The organism is Streptomyces sp. SAS_272, assembly GCF_052543235.1.
In genome coordinates, this window is sequence record NZ_JBMNDR010000052.1 from 43,315 (window position 1) to 67,315 (window position 24,001).

Sequence of the window (24,001 nt, forward strand, 5' to 3'; positions counted from 1 at the left end):
AGGCTGCGACTGCCCGCTCACTCCTTCGTCGCGCCGGCGAGCATGCCGGACACGAGAGCGCGTTGGGAGAAGAGGAACACGATCAGAACAGGGACGATGGTCACCAGGGTGGCCAGGGCGAGTTCGGGCCGCATGATCTGGTTTCCCGCGCCGCCGGCGGTGTTGAACAGCGGCGAGGCGGCGAGCAGGTTGTTCAGCCCCACCTGTGCCGGGTATTGGGAGCTGTCGGGCAGCATCACGAACGGCAGGAAGAAGTTGTTCCAGTTGCCGACGAAGTTGAAGAAGCCGACCAGGGCGATCACAGGCTTGGCCAGCGGCATCGCGACGAGACGGAAGACCTGCCACTCCGAGCAGCCGTCGATGCGCGCTGCGGCCAGCAGGTCGGAGGGGACGTTGGAGGAGAAGTAGATGTAGGTGAGGTAGACCCCGAACGGGAAGAAGGAGAAGGGCAGGATGACCGACCAGATCGTGCCGTCCAGGTGCACGGCGTTCATCCCCAGGTACAAGGGCAGCACCATCGCGGCTGTCGGCATGAGCATCACGAGCATGGTGATGGTCAGCAGCATGCGTCGCCCGATGAACTGGGTGAGAGCCAGCGCGTACCCGGCCGGGATCGACGTCACCAGGGTCAGGGCCAGCGCGCCGAACGTGTAGAGCGCCGAGTTCAGCAGCCAGGTGAGGATGGCGCCGTCCTGGAATGCGTAGAGGTGGTGCCAGGTGTCGGCGACCGCGCCGAGAGAGCCGAAGGAGAACGGATCGTCCCGCACGATCTGGCCGTCGGTCTTGGTCGGGGCCAGCAGGAGCCACACCACCGGCACACAGAAGAACAGCGCGGACAGGCCCATGACGATGAGCCAGGCCAGCCGGGCGGCCAGTGAGCTCGGGCGGCGCTTGCGGCTCATGGGCTTCCTCGGGCTGGTGCGGGCGCCGGCGGTACGGGGCGGCGGGGTTCGGTGGGCTGTGGCCTTGGTAGCTGTGGTCATCCTTCGTCCCTGTCGAACAGGCCGGTACGGAAGACGACGAGCGCCGCGCAGGCGAGGCCCAGGATGAGGAGGTCGACGGAGAGCGCCGCCGCTCCGTTGAAGTCGCCCGCCTGGAAGGCGTATTGATAGGAGAGCTGGTTCGGTGACCAGCTGTCGGGGATCATGCCCCAGCTGGCGAGGGAGACCAGTTGCGGCTCGACGAAGAGCTGGGTGCCGGCGGCGAAGGCCAGGATCAGCATGTACGCGATCCACTTGGTGATCATCGGGATCTGGATGCGCAGGGCGATCTGGAGCGTATTGGCGCCGTCGATGCGGGCGGCCTCCAGGATCTCGTCGGGGATGCTGTTGAGCGCGCCGTACATGACCACGATCCAGCCGCCTGCCCCGGTCCAGAAGGCGATGACGGTGAACAGCACCGGCAGGTGATCGGGGGCGTTGACCTGGGCGAGCGTGTTCCAGCCGAAGCTCTTCAGCAGCCGGCCGACGGGACTGGCGGCCGGGTCGAGGAGGATCAGGAAGAGCAGGACGCTCGCCACCCCGGCGAGGGCACCCGGCAGGTAGAACAGGAACCGCAGGCTGGTGGAGGCCCTGCGCATGCGGCCGTGGAGCATCAGGGAGAGCAGCACCACCAGGATCATCAGACTGGCCAGCCAGACCACCAGGTACAGGCCGATGTGGAGGAAGGCTGGTCCGAAGCGGTAGTCGGCGAACGTCCGGGTGAAGTTGCCGATTCCGACGAGTTGGTGGCGGGAGTTGGACAGCGCCAGCCAGACCGCGTACCCGGTGGGCAGGACGCCGAAGGCGAGCAGGAGGAGGACGTAGCCGGAGACGAAGACGTAGCCGGCGCGTCCGACCGGGTTGCGGGCCGAGCGGCGGCCGCGGCGGCCACTCCGCTCCGTTGCGAGGTGGGTGGTCATCGGTCCGCTTCGCTAGTTGACGGTGTATCCGAGGGACTTGGCCTTGTCGGTGATGGCCGTCTGCCAGGTGTCCAGGGCGTCGGTGAGCGTCGTGCCGGAGTTCAGGGCCGGTATGACGGTGGAGGAGTAGATGGCTTCCTGGCTGTACTGGGTGGCGGACCAGCCGGGCCAGATCAGTTCCGCGGCCTCCTCGAAGACGGGGCTGATGTCATCGGCGAAGAAGCCGGTGCTTCGCTGGCCGGCGAGCCAGGCGGTGGCCGCCGGCTTGTACGCGGGGTAGGTGGCCGCCGTGGCCTGGTAGTCGTCCGAGGTCGTCATCCAGGTGACCAGGTCGGAGGCCGCCTTGAGGTTCTTGCTGTGGGAGGAGACGAACCAGAGACCACCGCCGACGTTGCCGGTGTAGTTCTTGGCGTCGCCTTCGAACTTCAGCGGCGAGGCGGCGGCGATCTGCCCCTTGGGGATCTTGAAGGTGGAGTTGAAGAGCACCTGGCCGTACCAGGAAGGGCCGGGGAGCATGAGGACCTTGCTCGCCTGGTTCTTGATGAAGCCGGCGCTGAAGACGGTGTCCTTGGAGACCGAGCCCTTGGCGATCAGGCCGTCGAGCAGCTTGGCCATCCGGGTGCACCTCGAATCCTGCAGGTCGACCTTGACCTTCTTGGCGCCGGTCGCGGTGCTGGCAGGGCACTGGCTCGCCCAGAAGTACACCTCGGGAGTCCAGGCGTCTCCGGCGGTTCCGACCAGGTAGCCGGGGTGCTCCTTGGCGGCCTTCTCGCCGAGGGCCTGGTACCCCTCCCAGGTGGTCGGGACGGAGTACCCGAACTCGTCCATGAGCTTCTTGTCGTACCAGAGCACGTTCTGCGCCAGGTCGTTGCGCAGGCAGTAGGTGTTGCCGCCGAAGGTGCAGGGGCCCAGCGCACCGTCGGCGAAGCCGTTGAGCGTGGACGGGGAGACCACGCCCTGGTCGACGGGAGCGGCATAGGGCGTCTTGCCCTGGGATGCCCAGGTGCCGTCGTTCACATTGGCACTGAACGCGACGTCGGGCCACCCACTGCCGGTCCGGTCGAACAGCTGCACCTTGGTCTGCAGGTCGTTGGCGCCGTTCGCGTCCCCGCTGTACGTGACGATCTTGAGCTTCACGTCCGGGTGCGCCTTCTGGTACGCCTGCACGCCGGGCACGCGGGCGGCGTCCGCCCAGACCGTGATCTCACTGCCCTGCTGCTGAGCCACGGGTTTGAACGCCGCAGGGGACGAAGTCGACGGGGGTGTGGGGTCCGCGCTGCCGCAGGCAGCGAGCGCGAGCAGGGAGACGGCGCCCAGGACGGCGCCGGCCGTGCGCCTGAGCGGGCGGCGGGAGGTAACCGGAACGTCGTCGTTCATGACTGACCTCAGCTCTTGGGAAACGGCGCGGTGCAGTGGGAGGCGCCGCGTTCGGGGTGTTCGAGACAGGCGGTCGGGCCTGGTGCTCCGGTCATCAGGCCCGGGGCGGGGTGACGGTTGCCTCGTCGACGAAGGCCTGAAGGGCGGGCGGGTAGTCCAGGCCCGCCGGAAGGGCGACGCCCGGACCGGTGGGGGCATGGACGATGCCGTGCGCGTCGATGCCGCTCTCGCGACTGATGGGGTTGCCCATGACCAGCGACTCGTAGTACGTGGTGTTCGAAATGGCCATGCACAGGTGTCGGTTGGGGATCTCTGGCCCGTGCACCTCTGCGCGCAGCCGGTAGGCGTCGGCGAGGTGTGCGGTGCGCATCGCGCCGGTGAAGCCGCCGCGCAGTTGAGTGGAGGCGCGGACTCCGAAGGTGGCGGCGCCGGCCTGGATGAAATCTGCCGAGTTCATGTGCGCCCCGTCGGAGGTCTCGGCCACGAGGAGGGGCACGGCCACCGCATCGGCGAGGCGCTTGTACGCGGTGACGCTGAACTCCCTCATCGGCTCCTCGTACCAGAGGTAGCCGGCGTCCGAGAGGGCGTGCCCGAGATGGATCGCGTCGGGGAGGTCGAAGCCCGCCGACCCGTCGAACATCAGCGGGATGTCGTCCCCCACATGTTCACGCAGAGCCACCGACAGGCGGGCGTCGCGCCGGGCGTCGCCCCAGGCGTGGAGCTTGATGGCCGGGTAGCCGAGTTCCAGGGCTTGGCCGGCGATGTCCAGGTACTCCTCGACCGAGGAGTAGGTGACCGTGGAGGCGTACGCGGGTATCGAGGTCCGGTATCCGCCGAGCATCTGCCAGGTGGGCCGGTCGGCGAGCCGTCCGGCCAGGTCCCACAGCGCGGTGTCCACCAGCCCCAGCAGGTAGAGCGGGAGCTCCTCGGTACGGTCCAGCTCCCACATGCGATGCCAGAGCCATTCCCGCTGCAGGGGATCCTGCCCCAACAGCTCCCTGCGCAGTACGCGGTCCAGCAGGTCCGCCAGGATGACACCGCTGCCACGCCGGGGGGACATCGCCACCCCTTCGACTCCTTCCTCCGTACAGATGCGCAGCACCGCGGCCTCGCCCGCGGACGGGCTGCCCAGGAGTCCGTCCCGCCAGACGAAGGGCGGACTGGCTCCTGGCACCCGGACGGGATGGCACTCGACTTCGGTGATGCGCACGGCGTGCACCCCTTGCAACGGGAGATAGTGCTGCGAAATTTTCGTGTAACGTAAGTCGTCATACGAATGCTGTCAAGAAGTTGCGCGCAGTAGACTCGCCGTCATCCGCACCAGCAAGGGGGCACGCATGGTCAAGGACAGCGTCGGCAGAGCAGGAGAGCCTCCCGTCCTCAAGCCCTGGCCCAAGCGTCCGGCTCGACTGGCGCAGGCCGTCATGGAGAGCCTGACCGACACGATCGTGTCGGGCGCCCTTCCTCCGGGATCGACGCTGCCGGTGGAACCCGATCTCTGTGAGACGTTCGGCGTCAGCCGCATCACCGTCCGCGAGGCGGTCAAGTCCCTGGAGGCCAAGGGGCTGGTCCTCGCCCGGCAGGGCTACGGCACCACCGTGACCCCTCCCGAGGAATGGAACCTCCTCGACCCCGTCGTGCTCGCCGCCACCGTCCAGCACGACGACCAACTCGTCGTCCTCGACCAACTGGTCGACATCCGGTCGACGCTGGAAGCGCAGATGACAGCCCAGGCCGCGGAGCTGGCCACCGACGACGACCTGCGGGCCATCGAGCGGCTGCTCGCACAGCTCGACGAGGAGACCGCCGTCCCGGCACGCTTCATCGAGACCGACGTGGCCTTCCACGACCGGATCCTGCAGGCATCGCACAACAGGCTCGGCCGCTCCATCATCCGCATCCTCCACACCCAGGCGCGGACGACATATCTGTACAACGGCACGCCGGACGCGACCGCCTGTGAGCGGGCCAACGCGGAGCACCGCGCAGTCGCCGAGCGGCTGCTCGCCCGGGACCCCGACGGGGCCGCACAGGCCATGGCCGCACACATCCAAACCGCGTGGAGCCGCCGCCGCCTGCCGAACGTGGGCTCCCCCGCCTCCTGAGAGCACTCGCACCGACCTCGCCCCCGAGCCGAACAGGCCGGGGGCGTTCGCACGTCCAGGTCCGGCCGATCCGGCGGCGCGCGACCTATTGACGAAATTCATATGACGTCTAATGTTGCATCCCTATTCCCCCTCCCCCTCTTGCCGCGGGGCTCTCCCCTGCCCGCAAAGAGCACCACGGGCCCCCTGAACCTCCCGGAAGGCGCCCCATGCGAACAACCCGCATCCGTCCCGCGCTTCCCCACCTCAGATCATGGATGGCCACAGCCGCCGTCCTCACCGCCTCGACCACCACGGTCCTGATCCAGGCCGGCCCGGCCTTCGCGGCCGGCACGACGCTCTACGTCTCGCCGAACGGCTCCGGCACCGCCTGCTCAGTGAGCCAGCCGTGCTCCGTCTCCCAGGCCAAGACCGCGGTACGGGCGATCAACGGCTCCATGACAGGTGACATCACCGTCGAGCTCGCCGACGGTGACTACCGGCTTACCGCGCCGCTCGCCTTCACCTCGGCGGACTCCGGCACAGGCGGCTACACGGTGACCTGGAAGGCCGCGCTGGGCGCCCGTCCCGTCATCACCGGAGCACAGAAGGCCACCGGCTGGACCGTGCAGGACCCGGCCAAGAACATCTGGAAGGCCGACGTCGGCGCCGGCCTCGACCCGCGCCAGCTGTACGTCGACGGCGTCCTGGCCACCAGGGCCCGCGCTTCGATCAACCGCTCCGACCTGACCGCGACAGCCGGCGGCTACACGTTCGCCAACGGCTCGCTGAGCTACCTCAACAGCCTCGCGCAGCCCGGCCGGACCGAGATCCACGGCATCGGATCCTTCACCGACCGCTATGCCCCCGTGACCGGCATCAGCAGCGGCGTCATCACCATGGCCCAGCCCTCGTGGGACAACAACACCTTCGGTTACGACACTCTGACGAGTCCCTTCCGGGCCGGCCCCCTCTACATCGAGAACGCCTACGAACTCCTCGACACGGCCGGGGAGTGGTACTGCGACACCGCTACCGGCACCCTGTACTACAAGCCGCTCACCGGGCAGGACATGAGTACGGCCGACGTCGAGGTGCCGAGGCTGCAGTCGCTCATCGGGGTCGGAGGAACATACTCCTCCCCCGCCACCCACATCGCCTTCTCGGGGCTGCAGTTCTCGGGCACCAGCTGGCTGGACCCCACCGCCCACGGCTACGCCAGCCAGCAGACCGGCGCGTACGTCTCCGGTACCTGGGACCGTCCGTCGGACGCGCTGACCTCGTGCCAGAGCGGCTGCCCGCTCTTCGAGGCGACACGCCCTCACTGGGACCAGATGCCTTCCGCCGTCCAGGTCTCGGCAGCCGACCACATCACGTTCACCGGTAACCGGTTCACCCAGCTGGGGCAGAGCGGCCTCGGCATCGGCAACGACGCCAACGCCCACACCACCGGCGTGGGACTCGGCGCCGACACCATCACCGCGACAGGCAACGTCTTCACCCAGGACGCGGGCGGCGGCATCGTCGTCGGCGGCCTCCAGGCGGACGCGCACCACCCCGGTGACAGCCGGATGACCAACCGGAACATCACACTGAGCAACAACCTCGTCCACGACGTGGCCTCGGAGTACCGCGACATGTCGGCCATCCTCGTCACCTACGTGAACGGCGCGGCCGTCTCGCACAACGAGGTGTACAACCTGCCCTACTCCGGCCTCACCATCGGCTACGGCTGGGGCGTCAACGACATCGGAGGCAGCCAGGACTACGTCAACCGGGGCCTGTACAGCTATCAGCCCACCTACACGACCGCGACCACCGCCGCGAACAACCACGTCACCGACAACTACATCCACGACCTCATGCAGCAGATGACCGACGGCGGCTGCATATACACCCTGTCGGCGTCACCGGGCAGCACCGACGAACGCAACTACTGCCACAGCAACAGCGGTTGGTTCGGCTTCTACCATGACGAGGGCTCCCGGAACTTCACGGACACCAACAACGTGTTCCGCAACACCGGCAGCTGGGGCCATGAGAACAGCAGCGCGAACAACAACACCGGCGCACTGACCCTGACCGACAACTGGACGAACAACAGTTCAGCGAACATCACCAACACCAACGGCCGCGGTGACGCGGTCAGCGGCACCGTCGTCGTCAGCGACGGCAACTGGCCGCCGGCCGCAAAGACGGTCATGGACAACTCCGGTATCCAGCCCCAGTACCGTCCGCTGACCACCGACCCCGTCAACTCGCCCTACAGCGCCCACTCCTCCACCCCCGCCGCCACCGGCCAGAGCGGCGGCCACTTCACGATCACCGACGCGGGCAAGGACGTCTGGGGCGCCGGCGGGCAGCACGACGACGCCTATGGCACCGTCTTCCGAAAGGGGGCGGCCGCCAACGGCGCCTCGGTGACCGCCCGGGTCGACAACCTGGACAACACCAACGGCTGGGCCAAGGCCGGCGTCGTCCTGCGCAACGACCTCACAGGCGACGGCTCCTCCCCCGGATACGCGACAGTGGTGGTGACCCCGAGCAACGGCGTCAGCTTCCAGCGGGACTCCAACGCCGATGGCTACCTCGACCAGCTCACGTCCACGGCTGCCACCGTCAAGGCGCCGGTCTGGTTGCGGCTCACCCGCACTGCCACCCAGGTGTCCGCCTACTACTCCACCGACGGTTCCACCTTCACCCAGGTCGGCTCGACGGTGACCCTGCCGTCCATGGCGACCACCCAGGACGCCGGCCTCATCCACACCGCGCACAGCACCACGGCCGGCAGCGCCACATTCAGCAACCTGCGCATCGTCACCTCTCCCTACAAGGCATACAGTTCCATTCCGGCCGCCGTCAGCCAAAGCGGCGGAGTGACCTCCCTGACCAGCGCGGGCATCGACGTATGGCGCTCCGGCGCGGCATACGACGACGAGTACTGCGCCGCTTACCAGACGGGCGCCGCCGCAACGTCCTCGACCATCACCGTCCGCGTCACCGGTCAGGACAAGACCAACAGCTGGGCCAAAGCGGGACTGATGCTGCGGAACGACATCACCTCAGCCGGCTCGTCCACCGGCTACCTCGTCCTCGCCACCACCCCCGGCCAAGGAATCGCCCTGTCATCGGACTCCAACGGTGACGGCTACCTCGACACCAACACCATCAAGACCGGAAGCGCCACAGTCGCACCTGTCTGGCTCCGCCTGGTCAGGAACGGCACGTCGGTCACCGGCTCCTACTCCGCCAACGGCACCACCTGGACCACTGTCGGCACCGCGACACCGACCGGAGCGAACAGCACCCTGGACGCGGGCATGTTCTCCACGGCCCACGCCGGCAGTACCGGCACCGCGACCTTCGGCCAGTTCTCCGTCAGCTGACGAGCAATCCGGGGCGCGACCTCCGGAACAAGCCCCGTGTGCCGGCGCGGCCTCCGCACCGGCACACGGAGCATCGTCATGCCCGGGCCGCCCCTGCGTGCGGCATGGCGCAACGACTTCATCAGCCGCCATCCGTCCACCTGGCTCACGAAGGTCCTCTGTTCCGGTCTCGCCGCAAGGGCGGCGAGACCAGTGCCGCGTCGGAGGGGATCACACACCGACAGGCGCGTTCCAGGGTTCCACGGCACCACAGAACATCTTACGAAGTCCTTACGCAGCCGCCTGAAGTGACAAATCCGCCTACGCTCGCAGCGTGTCGACCATCCGGAACATCCTCCTCGTCACTGCCGCGCCACTCATGCTGGCTGCGGCGGGCACCGCGCACCCGCATGGCCTGTCCAGGGCGACAGCGGCGGACTGGGCCCAGTTGCACATCGCGCTGCTGCCAGTCTTTCCCTTGCTCACGCTCGGCCTCCTCCTCCCTCTGTGGCACCGCCCCCGACCAGACCTCGCAGGCTTCGCCACGGTGGTGGCCTGGGCGAGTGCGTTCACGTACGCGACCTTCTACACCGGCCTCGACGCGGTGGCCGGCATAGCGGCGGGAACCGCGGTCGAGCACGCCGCCGAGACGGCGAACACAGGGGCGATCAAGTACCCGCTGTACCACACGGGTGAGTCGCTCGGGCGGGTCGGCGCCTACGCCCTCCTCGTCGCTGTCGTGGCCACAGCCGTCGCACTCTTCCCCGAACACGGCGTGCGCGTCGCGCCCGGCACGGTGGTTCTTCTGGTGGCCGGGTGGTCCTTCATGGACAGCCACATCTTCTGGCCTCGCGGCGTATGGACAATGGTCGGCTTCGCACTCGGCTTCGCACTGCTCGCTGCTGGGACCAGAAGTAGTGCGCCTGTTCCACGCGGCGCCTGAGCGGCACGGGACCTTGTGGGTGTGGTCGTCGCAGAAAAACCAGCCTTCGGGGCGCGCGGAGTGCCGGTCGCAGGGCCGTAGTCCCGGGAGCCGCACTCCGGTAGCGTACCGACTGGACGGTTCGGTCGGTTGACGTGTCCGACGCACCGTCATGTGCTCGACGACCACCATCGTTTCATCCGCCGCAGGACGGAGAGGCCGCTCATGACGCATGACACGGACCGCGACAGCCCAGCCCTCGCGCGCGAGACCTGGAGAACTCTCGAGCCCTACCACGGGGCCGTCTACTTCTCGCCCGAAGCCGCCACCCGCTACGCCGAGTTGGGCGTGGACGCCAAGACGGGGTACTTCGCGTCCCGCTCGGCCGCGCTCGGCGCCGCCTCGGCGGACCTGGTGATCGCCACGTTCTACAACTTCAATCCGCAACTGGTGCGCCGGGCCATACCCGCGGCATGGGAGGCCGCCACGCCGGAGCAATTCGCCGCTGCCCGGCTCACGGGGATCGATGCCACGCTCCGCCGCATCCTCGGCCCCGACGTCTCGTCACCGGAGATGGCCCGCGCGGCGGAACTCGCCCGTGCCATGGCTGAAGCAACTGTGGGTCACCCGCAGGGCCGCCCCCTCTTCGCCGCGCACGCCGCACTGCCGTGGCCGAGCGCGCCCCACCTCGTGCTGTGGCACGCGCAGACTCTGCTGAGGGAGTTCCGTGGCGACGGTCACGTGGGGGCACTGCTGACCGCCGGACTGAGCGGGATCGAAGCTCTCGTCACGCATGCCGCCGCAGGCGACGTCGACGCAGGGGTGCTGCGCGACTCGCGGGCGTGGACGCCCCAGCAGTGGGACGAGGCCGTGCAGAACCTGCGTGAGCGCGGATGGCTCGCCGACGGGCCTCACCTGGCGCTGTCCGAGGACGGTGCGCGGCGCAGGGCGGAGATCGAGCACACCACCGACAGGCTGGCCGCCCTCCCCTACCTCACCCTCGGCCCTACGGCCTGCGCCGAACTGAGCTCGTTGGTCAGACCTTTCAGCCTTGCGGTGGCCAAGGAGCTCCTACCGTGGGCAGTCGGCCGCCTGAGCGTGGGGAGCGCTTGAGGAAGTCGTCGCGACCAGGTTGGACAAGTCCGGGAAAGAGGCACAGTCAACGCCTCTGGATCGGGCCTTGGTCGGTGGTGGCGCGGGAGCCCGCCGAGTTCCGGGAGCTCGTCCTCGAAGTCGCGGGCGGCACTGCTCTTCGGCGGTGAAGGGGCGCGTGCCGGGCTGGCCGTCGCCCTGACCAACTCCCGCGCCGTCCTCTTTGCCGCACGCACCGACCGTTGAAGTCGGCGACGACACAGCGCAGTCGGCATCGCGAACGGGCACGGGACCAGTCCGCCGCCGACCAGCTGGGCCTGCGCAGAGTCCGGGTCGCCGGCGGCTCCACCGAAGCCGCATGCGCGGGTGACATGACGGGAGAACGGCCTCTGGGTCGTCTGCCGGCATGGTGAACGAGGTTCGGCCGACTCCGGCGGGCACTGCGTCTCTCGATCGGTGCGGGGCGGGCGGATGTACGGCGCCGTCTGCCCGCGCGCCGAGAGACTCCGCCTGTTCCACACGGACCTCACCAGGGTGGCGCCGCGTCTGCATCCCGCGTGATTCGGCCAGTTGCGTAACTGCACTGCGTCAAAGCCCAGTTACCGGTGCGTAGAGTAAAACGGTTGTCTGAAGGTGCTTGAAAGAAGGGATCGTGGGGTGCGTCGGTCGGTTGGCGTGACGGTGGTGACGGCGGGGATGGGTCTCGCGTTCTGGTTGGTCCTGGGACCTTCGTCCGACTGGGAAGGCGCCGATGATCGCCTGCGACCCGATCTTGCTCTCGTCGGCGCTGGACCGCGCTCGTGAGACGCTGCGCGGCATCGGCACGCGCTGGGGGCAGAAGCACCCCCGGAGACGTCCGGACCGTCGGCGAGGAGGGCCCGCCGGAAAACGATCGCACAGTCGATGCCCCCGTACCCCAGACAGCGAGCTGACAGCCATGCGCACCGTCCCTGCCTGCATCCTCGGCAGCGCCGACGAGACTCCGATCGTCACCGGCGCACACGACCCCGACACATACGTGGAGATCGGGTCTTTCACCAAGGTCATCACCGGAACCGTCCTCCAGCAACTGGCCGAGCGGGGCGTGCTGACGCCTGACGACCCCGTCGAGCGATGGCTCGGCGCTCCGCCGGGAACCGGGGTCACCCTGCGTCATCTGGCGGAGCACACCTCAGGTCTGCCCCGGCTTCCCCCTGGCACGTCACGGCGCGACCCGTACCGGTCGTTCACCGACGACCGGCTGCGCGACCTGGTCGCCCGCCTCGACCTGCTCACCGTGGACGCCGCGGGACAACGCGAGGAGTACTCCAACCTCGGCTATGCCGTGCTCGGCGCGGCGCTCGTGGCGGCGGCCGGGCAGAAGTACGAGGAGCTCGTCGCCGAACTCGTGTCGGCACCTCTTGGACTGCCGCCGCACGCCATGAGCGCCACACCGCCGAAGAAAAGTCGGCTGCTGCCGACCCGATGGTTCGGACGCACGGTGAAACCGTGGACGATGACCGGCGCAATCCTGCCCGCCGGCGGCCTGTGGGCGACTCCCCGCACACTGGCACGCGTGCTGACGGGTCTGGTACTCGAGCGTTCACTCGGGGATCCCGCGCTCGGCTGGCAGCGCACCGGACCCCTGCCCGTGATCTGGCACAACGGAGCGACGGGCACGGCGTCCGTCTTCGCCGGCGCCGTCCCGGACGGGCGCTGGACCGTGGTCCATCGTCTGAGCGGTGACTCCGATGAGACAGATCGCGTCGGCCTGGAGTACCTGCGCACGGCGAAGACGCAGCGAAAGGAGTGAGACCGCCTTCAGGCCGCGTTCGAGATCGCGTCGTAGGACAATCGGGCGGTGACGCGACCCTTGAATCGTGACCGCTCCCTCGAAGAGCTTGAACACGACCGCTGGCCGGCCTCGTCAGCCGACGCCGGCCGCCTTGTCGCCACTGCCCACGTCCTGCGGCGTCGGCCGATCGGCGAGCTGGCCGTCGAGGACTTGCGCTTGTTGATCGGGCAGGACGTGGGACTGCCGTACCTCCTGCCACTGGCCCTGGAGTTGCTGCGGGACAACCCGATGGCAGAGGGGCACCTGTACGAAGGCGATCTGCTGGCCGCGGTCCTCACCAGGAGCCCGTCGGCCTGGACCGAGTTCCCCGAACTCGGCCGAGAACTCCGCGTGATCATCTCGAAGTCGACCGACCTGCCGCCTGACCTGCAACAGAAGGTCGAACGGTTCCTGGCTCCATAGAGCACCGCCGCGGGACGCCGGGGGAGGCTCCGGCGCCGCACCGGATCACGTCGACGACGAACTGGCCGGGGAGCTTGCCACCCCGCATCTTCCGGCAGGCCTCGATGGCTGCGGCCGCCAAAAGACGGCTCCAGCAGGCCCGGTTCCTCTTCGGCGCGGGCGGCGCGTACGGGCGTCCAGCGTGGACCGCGGCACCTGGCACATGACGGCCGGCCTGCCGTATGCGGTCCGCGCCGCGAGCGGCCTGCGCGGGCCGAAACTCCCCAACGCGGGACGCACTGTTGCCGGTGTCGTCGAGGAGGTCGGCTCCGGCGTCACCGGGTTCGCGCCGGGCGACGAGGTATACGGCACAGCCGCCGCCGCGTTCGCCGCCGCCCGCCCCGACAGGGGCGCCCCCAAGCCGGTCGGGCTCGCTTTCGACGTTATCCCGGCCGGTCGGGGGCCGTGGGCGTGCCGGGCTGGTCGCCGTGAGCGAGCGCAAGGCCCCACGCGGAACCGGAACGGTGCCGGTTGGCGTCTGTCCAGCCTGATGACCGGACTTATGGAGGGGGCGCCGTGAACGCCGTGATCGGAAGCGGCCGGCCGACAGTCGGCGCAGCGGGCGGCCGCGTCGGTGAGATCCTGTGGCCGCAACTCTTCCGGGACGCCCCCCGCGTCCGCTCAGCTGCGTACGGCCTGGCCGGACTCGTCCTGGAACTCTCCATCGGCATGGCGTTCGACACGTACTACTGGTCCGACAGCAACTGGACCCGCCACCCGCTGGGCTGGCCCCTGGCCGTGTGGATGGCCCCGTCGATCTGGCTCATGAGCGGGGCCCTTGCCGGCGCGTTCACCGCGCGGCGCGACAGCGTTCCACGCCGGTCGCTGTCCGGCCTTGCCTGGATGGTGTCCGTCATCACGAGCCTCGGCCTGCCGCTGGTGCTGGTCGTCAGCGGCGCCGACCTCTGCGAAACGATTCCGCCCACGGTACCGGCGTACCTGGAACCGGCGCTCATGGTCCCGGTCTGTCTCGCGGCCTCGCTCGCCATCGGATCGCTGGCCGCTGCCGGCGCGTGGGCCGTGACACGGCACCGGATACACCGCGTCGCGCTGTACGCCGTCTGGCTGGCGACCGCCGGAGTATCGGTCTTCCTTCTCCTCGCGCCGATCCTGGCCGCGTCCCCCACGTGCAGTCCTATCGTCGGGGGTTGACGAATGGCCTGTTGCCGCGACGCCAAAGGCCCGGCCGGACGGATCTGACGTGAGAGGGCGGCCTGAGAGGGCGGTACGTGAGCTGACGCCGTGTCGGGCTTTCGGTTGGGGCAGGCGGACTGGTCGCGGGTTCGCTGGGTGGTTATGGCCTCAGTTGGGTGAACACGCCCTGCTCGGTTTCGACCAGGATCCCGCGTTCGGCCAGCCGCTTGAGTTTCAGGCGGATGTTGTTGATGTTGTTGGGCGCGATCTCCATGTCCATCACCTCGCATACCGCCCGCGCCCGCAGCGGGGCGTCGGCCGTGGCGAACACCGCCATGATCTGCTGGTAGGCCTGGTGGTCCGGCAGCTTCGGAGTCGGCGGCGCGGGCGGCTGTGGATAGGGCAGTTCCAGCAGCGTCTTGCGGGTGATCCGGATCTCCTCGGCGGCCTTGTCGAACGCGTCCAGCAGCGCGGTCAGCTCCGCGATACGCTCCCGGGCCGCCTCGGCCTGCGCGGTGATCTCCCGCCTCCGCTCCTTCAGCACCGCCCCCAAGGTCAGCTCCCCGCCGGTCATGCGCCGCGCCAGGTGGGGGTGGAGGTTGCCGTCAGCGTCCTCGGCATCCGGTCGCTCATGGCCCAGTACACCCTCGACTCGGCCGAGCCGGGCTGATGCTCGTGATCGCGCATCAGCCTCCGGTGCAGATCAAGATCCGTTCGTCTGCTCCACCACCCATCTCCTGGGCTGCGGAACGAACCCGCTGTCGCCGGGGTGGCGTTTCACCACCTCGACCTCGAGGCCCACCTTCTCCCCGTGGTCGGCGACGGCGGTCTTGAACCCCTGGTCCACCAGGGCCTTCTTCACCGTGCCCGGCTCGGTGCCGGCCACCACACCGTCCAGCAGCGCGATTCCGGCGGCGGCGGCGTGGGCGGAGGCGGCCAGCACCACCACCGCGATCACCAGGCCCAACACGTCAACGGCCAGGCCGCGCTTGCAGCCTGGCACTTTTTTGCCGCGTCCCGTCCGGTCGTGTTCGCGGGCACCCCGGCAGCCGCATGCAGGCTCTGGGCGCCGAGCACCACCAGACTGGGGTCGGCCGACCGGCCTTTCTTCTCGCGGACCTGCCAGCGCAGCAGGTCGTGGATGGTCTGGTCAGTGCCGTCGCCGCGCCACTCGTAGAAGTAGTACTTCACCGCGCCGACGGGCGGCAGGTCGTGGGGGGAGGTAGTCCCACTGGCAGGCGGTGCGGGACTGGTACAGCAGGGCGTTGACGATCTCCCGCATGGCGTAGTTGCCCTGGTGGCCGCTGATGGAGGGGTGCTGGGTCTTCCAGGCGGTGATCACGGGCTCGATCAGGGCCCAGCGCTCGTCGGACAAGTCGCTCTTGCAGGGCTGGCGGTCGCTCACGGGGGACACTCCAGCACGGCCGAGCCGCCTGGTCGGCGCTGATGCGGCGGTCCCACACGTTCCGGTAACGACAGATACAACATCACGTCACATACCGCCCTCTCACAGCACTGACGGCACGGCGCACGCAGACGTGACAGGCACCCGGAAAGCTCCCTGGCGTGCGCCGCGATGCCTTGCCACTGGTTCGACCGCTGACGCACCGGTGGAATCGACCGACACTCCAGCTGATTTCGTCGGACTGTCTGTCGCTGCGCGCGGGGGTGGCGCTCACCCGCCCTTTCCGGCGCCGGTCATCAGGGCGAGCACGCTGTGCGGTGCACGGTCGTCGATCATGAGCCGGTAGAAGCCGTCGTCGTCCGCTTCCACATCCGCGGTGCGGGCGAACATGGCTTGCTCGTACGCGGCGAGGGCGGCCTCCGCGTCACCAGGGTGCGCGGCGAGGGCCCGGCCGAGTTCCGCGCCGTCCTGCATGGCCGAGTTGGCGCCTTCGCCGTTCGGCGCACGCAGGTGTGCGGCATCGCCGAGCAAGGTCACCCCCGGTACGCGGTCCCAGCGATGTCCGGCCGGCAGCGTGAAGATGGGACGCAGGACCGGCGGGGTGTCGCTGTCGCTGATCAGGGCGGTGAGTTCGCCGGCCCAGCCGTCGAACTCCTTCGCCACCCGTGCGGTGAGGGCTGCGACATCGGTGGCGTCCAGGTCGGCGAGCCAGTCCTGCGGCTTCTTCAGCTGCGCGTAGGTGTGCAGGGTGCCGCCGCTCTCCCGGTGGGCCAGCAGTCCCCTGCCCGGTGCGAGCGCGAAAAGCGATCCGGCTCCGACCGCCTCCGCGGAGGCGGGATGGCGGGCTCCTGCATCGAAGAGGAACGTCTCCACGCTGCAGACGCCGAAGTACTGCGGTGTGGCGTTCGAGAGCAGCGGCCGCACACGCGACCAGGCGCCGTCGGCGCCGATGAGCAGATGTGCGACCACGGTGGCGTCGTCGGCGAAGGTCACCTGGTGGCAACCGTCGGCGAAGGCCCGCACGGCGGTGGCCTTGTGGCCCCAGCGGACGGTGCCGTCGGGCAGGGAGTCGAGCAGCATCTGCCGCAGTGCGCCGCGTGGCACCTCCGGGCGTTCGCCGGTTCCGGTATCCGGCAGGTCGAGCAGCACGTTCCCGGCCCGGTCCAAGACCCGGTATGCCTCGCGGCCCGGCAGGACCAGCTTGCGGAACTCCCCCGTCAGGCCGACTGCTGCCAGGGCGGCCTGCCCGCTCTGGGGGTGCAGGTCGAGCAGACCGCCCTGGCGGCGGGCGTCCGGCGCAGGCTCCGCCTCGTAGACCGTCGCCTCGATGCCGTGCACGTGCAGTGCGCGGGCCAGCGTCAGGCCGCCCAGGCCCGCCCCGATGATCGTGACCGGTGTCGTCATGGTTTCCTCCCTGGCCCCTCGCGGGGGCGGTCGACGCCTTGTTGGATCGTCGCTCCAATCACACTACACGGAGTTGGATCGACGCTCCATGGCATGCGATGCTGGCGTCATGGCGAAGAGGACAGCGAAGGGATCTGCGCGAGCCCCGCGGCGGACGGACAGCCTGTCGAGGGAGCTGATCATCCAGACCGCGATCGAGATCCTGGACGGCGGCGGCGAGAAGGCGCTGACGCTGCGCGCGCTCACCGTGCGACTGAGCACCGGCTACGGGGCGATCTACCACCACGTCGCGGACAAGAGCGATCTGCTCGCCACGGCCACCGACGACGTCATCACCGGCGTGGTGTCCGGCGCGGTCGCCGACGCGGACCCCCGCACCGCACTACGCCGCCTCACCCTCGGCCTGTTCGATGCGGTCGACGCCCACCCCTGGGTCGGTGCGGAACTCTCCCACCAACCGTGGCGGCCCGCGCTGCTGGACTTCTACGAGAGCGTCGGCCGACTGCTGCACGCCCTCGACGTTCCGGAGCGGGTGCGCTTCGACGCGGCCGGCGCGCTCGTGAACTATGTCCTCGGCGTCGCCGCGCAGAACGCTGCGAACGCACGGCTGAGCGCAGGCGGCGACACAGACCGGGAGAGCTTCCTGGAGAACGCTGCTGCGCAATGGGCGCAGATCGACCCCGGCCGGTACCCGTTCGTGCACGCGGCGGCGACTCGACTGGGCGAGCACGACGACCGCGAACAGTTCCTCGTGGGAGTCGACATCTTCCTGGCCGGTATCTCAGCCCTGCACTAAGAACCCCTAACAAAATGATCTTCGAGGTGGTTGGATCGCTCCGGGACGGATGATCCGGGGGTGCGGAGTGGCGCGGCCGAAGCCGTGGGAAGTCGACGACGAGCTGTGGGCGGTGGTCGAGCCGCTGCTGCCCAGAGTCGAGCGTCGGGCTCGGCATCCTGGGCGCAAGCGGCATCCGGACCGGCTGGTGTTCCAGGGCATCCTGTTCGTGCTGCACACCGGGATCGCCTGGGAGCACCTGCCGCAGGAACTCGGCTTCGGCTCGGGTATGACCTGCTGGCGCCGCCTGGCCGAGTGGACGGAGGCCGGGGTGTGGCCCCGGCTGCATGAGGTCCTTCTCGCCCAGCTGCGTAGCGCGAATGCCCTGGACTTCTCCCGTGCGGCGGTCGACGGCTCCCACATCCGGGCGTTAAAGGGGGAGCCAAGACCGGACGAAGCCCCGTCGACCGGGGCAGGACGGGCAGCAAACACCACTTGATCACCGATGCCACCGGCATCCCGCTCGCGGCCACCCTCACCGGTGGCAACCGCAACGACGTCACCCAGTTGATCCCGCTGCTGGAGGCCGTGCCGCCGGTGCGGGGCAAGCGGGGCCGGCCCCGGCGCCGCCCGGATGTGGTGCTGGGCGACCGCGGCTACGACCACGACAAGTACCGCCGTCTGGTCCGGGATCTCGGTGTGAAGCCGCTGATCGCCCGTCGGGGCACCGAGCACGGCTCCGGGCTCGGCACTCAACGCTGGGTCGTGGAGCGCGCGTTCGCCCATCTGCACTGGTTCCGTCGTCTGCGGATCCGCTGGGAGATCCGCGACGACATCCACGAAGCCTTCCTCACTCTGGCCTGCGCGCTCATCTGCTGGCGACGCCTGAAGTCATTCCGATAGGAGTTCTAACAGACCACGACGTTCGCCGCCCTCTCCCGACTGTTCCGCAACTCGTCTGCAACGCGGGTGCGGCTTTCGGTTCGGGCCGGGCACCCATGCCCGTTCGATGGTGTGACCTGCACGCCTCTCCGCTACCAGGTGCCCCGCTGCATCACGCGTGGCCGCCCGTAGAGCGAGTCCGTTCGCCCTTGTCCTCGAGATGGGTCGGCGCATGGATGTCGAGCGCTGCGCATGACGAACGGGCAGCCGTGTATGTGCGGAACCGGCGGCACGGAGATCACTCACAGATGCGCTCCAGCGTGCCGAGGGCCCCAGGTCCATGGACCATCGAAGGTAAGGGCGCACCTTTGCGTGCGGTCGATGGAGTGGAGATCACTCAGGGTGACAGGCGGTGATCCGTCCTCTGGGTTGGCGCCATGTCAGAGGCGTGTCGATGGAGGCCCCTGGTGACCGGGCGGGAGCGACGTGATCCGTGTGCTGCTTGTCGAGGGGACGGAGCTGCTGCGCGGGGCACTCGCCGCCTTGCTGGCCCGTGAGAAGGACATCGACGTGGTCGCGGTGTGCCCGGGACACGAGCAGACGGTGGCGCGGGCGCTGTCCCACCGGCCCGATGTGGTCGTCATCGACAGCGACGGAGGTGAGGACGGAGCGCTCGGCACGTCACGGGAACTGGCCCTGCGGTTGCCGCAGGGCCGAACGTTGCTGGTGACCCACGCGGTGACCGCCGAGTTCCTTCGGCAGGCGCTGGCCCTGCACGTCATGGGCCTCATCGGAAGGAACGGTCCCAGCGACACCTTGGCGACGGGGGTGCGCAGAGTTGCGGCGGGTGAGCGGTTCGTCGACCCGGAGCTCGCCCTGCAGGCGCTCAGCTCCGCGGAGAGCCCGTTGACGCCCAGGGAGCTGGAGGTGCTGCGGCTGGCGGCGGACGGCACGCCGACCCGGGAGATCGCCGAGCGGCTGTCGTTGTCGGTGGGGACGGTCCGTAATCACCTCAACGCCGTCTCCAGGAAGACCTAGGCACGCAACCGCATCGACGCCATCCGGATCGCCCGGGAGGCCGGGTGGTTGTAGGCGCCGGGAACCGACGCTCTGGGAGGCGGAGCTCGGAGGGGAACCAGGGCCGGACGCCCCTCGCCGCGGCGATCCTTTCGGTCCGCCGGTCCAGGCCTGCCGTTTGCCTCATGCCGGGCTCGGAGGTGACTCGGGGGCGATGGCCCCGGTGCCGCGCCGCGGACGGTTCGCCGATGGGTTTTCCGCGGAGGGTCCGCCGATGAGTTTCCGGCGGACGTGCCGTCTACCCGTCGACGAAGGGAGCGCACCATGCGCAAGATCATTGTTTGCACGTTCCTGACGCTGGACGGCGTCATGCAGGCGCCGGGTGGTCCGGACGAGGACGCCGAGAGCGGCTTCGAGCACGGCGGCTGGCAGAAGCCGGTGAGCGACGACGAGGTCGGCGCGGCCATCGCCGGTTGGTACGAGCACTCCGACGCGATGCTGCTCGGCCGCAAGACGTACGAGATCTTCGCGTCGTACTGGCCGACCGCCGATCCCGACAATCCGTTCACGCACCGGATGAACAGCATGCACAAGTACGTGGCGTCTCGGACCCTGACGTCCGTCGAGTGGCAGAACTCCACGCTGCTCCAAGGCGACACCGTCGATGCCGTACGGGAGCTGAAAGCGTCCGACGGCGGCGACCTCAACGTCGTCGGCAGCGGCGACCTCGCCCAGACGCTCATGCGGCACGACCTCGTCGACGAGTACCGGCTGACCATCCACCCCGTGATCATCGGCACCGGCAAGCGGCTGTTCGCCGACGGCGCGATCCCCAGTGCGCTGGAGCCGGTCAGCGTGACGACGACGAAGGGCGGCACCGTCGTCGGCGTCTACCGGCCGAACGGCAAGCCCACCCACGACAGCTACTAGCCAGTCTTCTGAGTCAGGAACTCGTCCTGCAGTTCTGGCCCGACGCTCAAGTGCCGTCCGTGCCGTGCAACAGTCCCCTTTCCTCTTCTCCGGCATGCCTGAGCGCTACGAGGGGCGTGAGGAGGTCCGCGCGGGCTGTCGAGCGGCGGTCCGGAACGGTCGGTTCGTGCCTGTCCGTCACTCCATGGACGGGCACGGTGCGGCTCACGCGATGGCTCCCCTGACGGTCGTGGACGCCAGACTCGGCAACCACCCCTGAGTCTGAGCCTCTGCCATCGGACGCGTTCGTCCAGCTAGTCCAGCCGGTCCAGGGCCGTCTCAGGCCGTGTCGGTCGGATGGTTCCCGTGGTCGCTGGGGCAGCGTCCGGCGTTTCGGTCGTCGCGTGGTCCCAGTGGCCGATCAGGTCGCGGTAGAGGGCGCAGTCGGCCATCAGACGGTCATGAGTGCCCAGGTGGTGGCGCGGGCCGTCCAGCACGAGGACGAGGTCGGCGCGCAGGGCGGAGCTGATCCGGTGGGCGCAGACGATCAGGGTGGCGGGGCGGGCGGCGAAAGCGTGTTCGACCACGGCCTCGGCGGCCGGGTCGAGATGGCAGGTGGCCTCGTCCAGCAGGAGCAGCCGGGCCGGGGGAAGCAGGGCGCGGACCAGAGCGATCAGCTGGCGCTCCCCGGCGGAGAGCAGGGCCGGGTCCACCGGTGCGTCGTAGCCGCCCAGGCGCTCGGTGAGGGGGGCCGCTCCGACGGCGTCGACTGCCGAGTCGAGGTCGGCCGGTGTGGCCGTGGGGTGGAGGTAGGACAGGTTCTCGCGCAGCGTTCCGGTGAAGACGTACGCCTCCTGCGGGATCAGCACGCGCGACCCTGACAGTGCGTGCCCACCCGCCAAAGGTTCCCGGCCCGGGGAACGGACGGGGACGCCGCCCACCAGGACAAGGCCCGACCGCGGCTCCAGCATCCCGGCGATGAGCGCGGCGAGCGTGGATTTCCCGGAGCCGCTCGGGCCGACAACCGCCAGATGGGCGCCCGGCGTGAGAGTGAGGTCGAGGTCCCGGATGACGGGTTCGGCCGACCTGGCGTAACCGAAGGTGACACCGCGGAGCTCGACGCCGCCGTCCTTGGGCGACCGCTCCCCCGACACGTCGGCGCCGGTGAGCAGTGTGCCGCGGAGTTCGGCGGCGGTGGCGGCAGCGGCTGCGGCTGCTTCGGGCGTGTGCGGGGGAGCACCCGGAGCCGTTGACCGGGGAGCCGCCGCGGACACGGTTCCCGTCGCCCCCGAGGTCGTCGGCGCCACCGCCGTCGTCTCCAGGATGCGGGCGGTGGTGACGAGGAGCCACAGGCCGCTGGCGCCGACTCCGCGGACGAAGTGCTGCAGGGCCGGTTGAAGGCTCTGGGAGAGGTAGGTCAGGGCGCCCAGGACGGCGCCGGTGGTGATTCCGCCGCGCAGCAGCCAGGGGGTGCCGGCCAGGATGAGGACGACGGGGAGCCATCCGCCGATGCCCAGGGCGGCGGTGCGCAGAGCGGTGAGGCGGGCCAGGGCGCGGGCCGCGTCGCCGGCCGCGTCGATGCGGGCGTCGACCCGACGGCGTACCAGATGCTCGGCGCCGCAGGCCGTCACGTCCCGCAGTCCGTCGGCCATCTCGGTGACCCCTTCGGCGATCGCCTCGTCGGCGAGCACGACCGTCCGCTGGCGGGCCGCGAGGGCGCGCAGGGCCAGGAGGAAGAGCGTGAGGCCGGCCATGAGGGGCGGCACGACGAACAGGAGAAGAGCGGGATCGAGCGCCGTCAGACCGATCAGCACGCTCACGGCTGTGACCGCGAACGTCTGCACGAACATCACGACCGCCGCGTACGACTCGCGGGCGATCTCCACCTGTTCGGTCAGCCGGGCCACCCCGGCCGTGTCGGAGGGTCGGCCGAGAAGGGCGGAGCGGCGCAGTGTGCCGGTGGTGACGAGAGCGACCAGGTCGTCCCGGAAGGGTTCGACGACCTCGGCCAGTTGCCGCGTGGTCTGCCGGGTGCCCCAGGCGCCGACCAGTGTGGCGACGGCCAGCAGCCCCAGCCAGCCGAGGCCCTCGCGGACGTGGCCGGCGAGGAAGCCGTCGTCGACGGCCCGGGCGACCAGCAGGCCGGAGAGCAGCGCGGGTACGGCCTGGACCAGCGACCAGCCGGCGAGCCGGGCGAACGGACGACGGCGTGTGCGCAGCGTGGAGCGCAGCAGCCGGCGCGCGCCCGCGTTCACGGCCTGCCTCCACGGCGCCGCGACACCGGCCGTCCGCTGTCGCGGGAGGCAGCCGGATGCGGGCGGGGTCGGTCGTGCGAGGCCCCTGCGTCCGCCGGGGGGTCCGCCGTCGGGTCCGACCGCGCCACCGCGTCATGGGGACGATCACCGGTCGGCGGTCCTGTGGACGGCCGTCCCGGAGCGGGTCGAGGTCGGCGGTGAACTGATCGCGGTCAGTGTGTCCGCGCACGCCACATGGGGCAGCCCCGGCCACTCCCCCAGATCCCCGTCCGCAGGACCACCCCACACCCATCAGACAGCGAACGTCCATGAAGGAGTCCCCTTCGTGCATGAGCTGGCAGACATGGCTGCTTTCCGGTGAAAGGCCCTGCTCACGAAGCCCGTGCCACTACGGTGTCGGTCTACTGGCGAGGGGGGATGCATGGTGACTGCTCCCGGTCGCTCACTGCCGGATCCGGTGTGTGTGATGCCTCGGGATCTCGGTCGTCGGCGGTCGCGGTCGCCGCGTCGACGCCGCCAGGAGCGACCGGCCAGCGACCGGCCGAGGACATCTGCCGGCCAAGGACATCGGCCGGTCGAGCCGGTGGAGGACCGGCAGCACGATAACCGGCGGCACCGCAGGGGCTGCGGGGCGCGAACGACCGGCAAAGGCTCTGACTGCCGCGTCCGCTTCCTCGATCCGATCCCATTCGGACCCCTGGACAACAGACATCCGATGACCCGTCACCGTCTCGAACGAAGAAAGAGATCCATGGTCAAGCAAGAAGGGCGTCCGCACCGCAACGGCCGTGCGACGAGGCCAGGCCACACAAGCGTCGGCCGAGCCAGACGGACGTCCGGCAAGTTGGTGCGCATGTACCGCCGCTACCACGCGTGGCGCGCCCCGTTCCCGCTGTGGGCGCGGATCGTGTGCGACATTCTGTTCTGGGCCGTCATCGCCGCCGCGGCGTACGTCGCGATCGGCAGTCTGTGCGGGGCGATCCTCATCGCAGCCCCCCTTCTCGGCTTCTTCGGGCTGGCGTCGAGCAAGGAACACGACGACGGAATCGACTGGAGCGACCACCGCATGGGAGGGCAGCCCAGGAACCCTGGGCCGAAGATCTAGGTGTATTGACCCGCAGCGTTGTTCACACGGCTGATCGGTGGCTGGCCGCCAAGTGCGGTGTGGCAGCGATGGTGGTTGTAGGTGTGCAGGAAGTCTGCCA

General features: G+C 69.4%; 20 protein-coding genes and 2 pseudogenes. 13 read left to right on the forward strand and 9 right to left on the reverse strand.

Features of this window, described 5'->3' with window-relative positions:
• Nucleotides 1-17 precede the first annotated feature (17 nt).
• From ACN6LD_RS26600 to ACN6LD_RS26615, 4 genes are all read right to left on the reverse strand, one after another.
• A complete protein-coding gene (locus ACN6LD_RS26600; protein WP_445044485.1) occupies nt 18-902 on the reverse strand; it encodes a carbohydrate ABC transporter permease in 885 nt (294 codons plus the stop codon).
• 77 nt (nt 903-979) lie between these two features.
• Nucleotides 980-1,900 (reverse strand): carbohydrate ABC transporter permease, encoded by a 921-nt coding sequence (locus tag ACN6LD_RS26605; protein ID WP_445044486.1) that lies wholly within the window; start codon nt 1,898-1,900, stop codon nt 980-982.
• Nucleotides 1,901-1,912: 12 nt separating this feature from the next.
• Nucleotides 1,913-3,277: an ABC transporter substrate-binding protein gene (locus ACN6LD_RS26610; RefSeq protein ID WP_445044487.1), complete on the reverse strand. Its 1,365-nt coding sequence runs from the start codon at nt 3,275-3,277 to the stop codon at nt 1,913-1,915.
• 94 nt (nt 3,278-3,371) lie between these two features.
• Nucleotides 3,372-4,487 carry an enolase C-terminal domain-like protein gene (locus tag ACN6LD_RS26615; protein ID WP_445044488.1) on the reverse strand — a complete coding sequence of 372 codons (1,116 nt, stop codon included), beginning with the start codon at nt 4,485-4,487 and terminating at the stop codon, nt 3,372-3,374.
• A 127-nt stretch (nt 4,488-4,614) separates the two neighbouring features.
• On the opposite strand from ACN6LD_RS26615, the gene ACN6LD_RS26620 reads away from it, so the two are divergent.
• The 8 genes from ACN6LD_RS26620 to ACN6LD_RS26655 all read left to right on the forward strand — a co-directional run bounded on the left by ACN6LD_RS26620 (nt 4,615) and on the right by ACN6LD_RS26655 (nt 14,167).
• Complete coding sequence (locus ACN6LD_RS26620; RefSeq protein ID WP_445044489.1) at nt 4,615-5,382, forward strand: FadR/GntR family transcriptional regulator; 768 nt, start codon at nt 4,615-4,617, stop codon at nt 5,380-5,382.
• 257 nt (nt 5,383-5,639) lie between these two features.
• A complete protein-coding gene (locus ACN6LD_RS26625; protein ID WP_445044490.1) occupies nt 5,640-8,747 on the forward strand; it encodes a DUF1349 domain-containing protein in 3,108 nt (1,035 codons plus the stop codon).
• A gap of 313 nt (nt 8,748-9,060) precedes the next feature.
• Complete coding sequence (locus ACN6LD_RS26630; RefSeq protein WP_319191237.1) at nt 9,061-9,669, forward strand: hypothetical protein; 609 nt, start codon at nt 9,061-9,063, stop codon at nt 9,667-9,669.
• 204 nt (nt 9,670-9,873) lie between these two features.
• Nucleotides 9,874-10,761 carry an SCO6745 family protein gene (locus tag ACN6LD_RS26635; RefSeq protein WP_445044491.1) on the forward strand — a complete coding sequence of 296 codons (888 nt, stop codon included), beginning with the start codon at nt 9,874-9,876 and terminating at the stop codon, nt 10,759-10,761.
• A gap of 916 nt (nt 10,762-11,677) precedes the next feature.
• The gene (locus ACN6LD_RS26640) at nt 11,678-12,532 is read left to right on the forward strand and encodes a serine hydrolase domain-containing protein (RefSeq protein ID WP_445044492.1); all 855 of its coding nucleotides are present in this window, start codon (nt 11,678-11,680) and stop codon (nt 12,530-12,532) included.
• A gap of 48 nt (nt 12,533-12,580) precedes the next feature.
• Nucleotides 12,581-12,976 (forward strand): contact-dependent growth inhibition system immunity protein, encoded by a 396-nt coding sequence (locus tag ACN6LD_RS26645; protein ID WP_319191242.1) that lies wholly within the window; start codon nt 12,581-12,583, stop codon nt 12,974-12,976.
• Between the two features lie 202 nt (nt 12,977-13,178).
• Nucleotides 13,179-13,535, forward strand: a complete 357-nt coding sequence (locus ACN6LD_RS26650; RefSeq protein WP_445044500.1) for an alcohol dehydrogenase catalytic domain-containing protein — start codon at nt 13,179-13,181, stop codon at nt 13,533-13,535.
• Entirely contained in the window at nt 13,532-14,167 is a 636-nt protein-coding gene (locus tag ACN6LD_RS26655) for a hypothetical protein (RefSeq protein WP_445044493.1), read from the forward strand. Before ACN6LD_RS26650 ends, ACN6LD_RS26655 begins: the two co-directional genes overlap by 4 nt.
• Before the next feature lie 142 nt (nt 14,168-14,309).
• On the opposite strand, the gene ACN6LD_RS26660 is transcribed toward ACN6LD_RS26655, so the two are convergent.
• The 3 genes and pseudogenes from ACN6LD_RS26660 to ACN6LD_RS26670 form a co-directional block, all read right to left on the reverse strand.
• On the reverse strand, nt 14,310-14,723 hold the full coding sequence (locus ACN6LD_RS26660; RefSeq protein WP_319191247.1) for a hypothetical protein: 414 nt from the start codon (nt 14,721-14,723) through the stop codon (nt 14,310-14,312).
• Nucleotides 14,720-15,554 (reverse strand): annotated as a pseudogene (locus ACN6LD_RS26665) (IS5 family transposase). The gene ACN6LD_RS26660 and the pseudogene ACN6LD_RS26665 overlap by 4 nt, the downstream one beginning before the upstream one ends.
• Before the next feature lie 270 nt (nt 15,555-15,824).
• A complete protein-coding gene (locus ACN6LD_RS26670) occupies nt 15,825-16,958 on the reverse strand; it encodes an FAD-dependent oxidoreductase (RefSeq protein ID WP_445044494.1) in 1,134 nt (377 codons plus the stop codon).
• A 109-nt stretch (nt 16,959-17,067) separates the two neighbouring features.
• Between ACN6LD_RS26670 and ACN6LD_RS26675 the strand changes: the two genes are divergently transcribed.
• From ACN6LD_RS26675 to ACN6LD_RS26690, 4 genes are all read left to right on the forward strand, one after another.
• Nucleotides 17,068-17,754 carry a TetR/AcrR family transcriptional regulator gene (locus ACN6LD_RS26675; RefSeq protein ID WP_319191250.1) on the forward strand — a complete coding sequence of 229 codons (687 nt, stop codon included), beginning with the start codon at nt 17,068-17,070 and terminating at the stop codon, nt 17,752-17,754.
• A 49-nt stretch (nt 17,755-17,803) separates the two neighbouring features.
• Nucleotides 17,804-18,636 (forward strand): IS5 family transposase gene (locus tag ACN6LD_RS26680; RefSeq protein WP_445044495.1). Its coding sequence is split into 2 segments (ribosomal slippage): nt 17,804-18,164 and nt 18,164-18,636, totalling 834 coding nucleotides; the frame shifts between segments, so codons are not numbered across the junction.
• Nucleotides 18,637-19,101: 465 nt separating this feature from the next.
• Nucleotides 19,102-19,653: a LuxR C-terminal-related transcriptional regulator gene (locus ACN6LD_RS26685; protein WP_445044496.1), complete on the forward strand. Its 552-nt coding sequence runs from the start codon at nt 19,102-19,104 to the stop codon at nt 19,651-19,653.
• Nucleotides 19,654-19,956: 303 nt separating this feature from the next.
• A complete protein-coding gene (locus tag ACN6LD_RS26690) occupies nt 19,957-20,562 on the forward strand; it encodes a dihydrofolate reductase family protein (RefSeq protein WP_319191254.1) in 606 nt (201 codons plus the stop codon).
• A 293-nt stretch (nt 20,563-20,855) separates the two neighbouring features.
• Here ACN6LD_RS26690 and ACN6LD_RS26695 read toward each other — a convergent pair whose 3' ends face one another.
• A complete protein-coding gene (locus ACN6LD_RS26695; RefSeq protein ID WP_445044497.1) occupies nt 20,856-22,796 on the reverse strand; it encodes an ATP-binding cassette domain-containing protein in 1,941 nt (646 codons plus the stop codon).
• Nucleotides 22,797-23,649: 853 nt separating this feature from the next.
• Here ACN6LD_RS26695 and ACN6LD_RS26700 point away from each other — a divergent pair.
• Nucleotides 23,650-23,901 carry a hypothetical protein gene (locus tag ACN6LD_RS26700; RefSeq protein WP_319191257.1) on the forward strand — a complete coding sequence of 84 codons (252 nt, stop codon included), beginning with the start codon at nt 23,650-23,652 and terminating at the stop codon, nt 23,899-23,901.
• Here ACN6LD_RS26700 and ACN6LD_RS26705 read toward each other — a convergent pair.
• Nucleotides 23,898-24,001: pseudogene (locus ACN6LD_RS26705) on the reverse strand (IS481 family transposase); the annotation flags it as partial. The gene ACN6LD_RS26700 and the pseudogene ACN6LD_RS26705 sit on opposite strands and share 4 nt — an antisense overlap.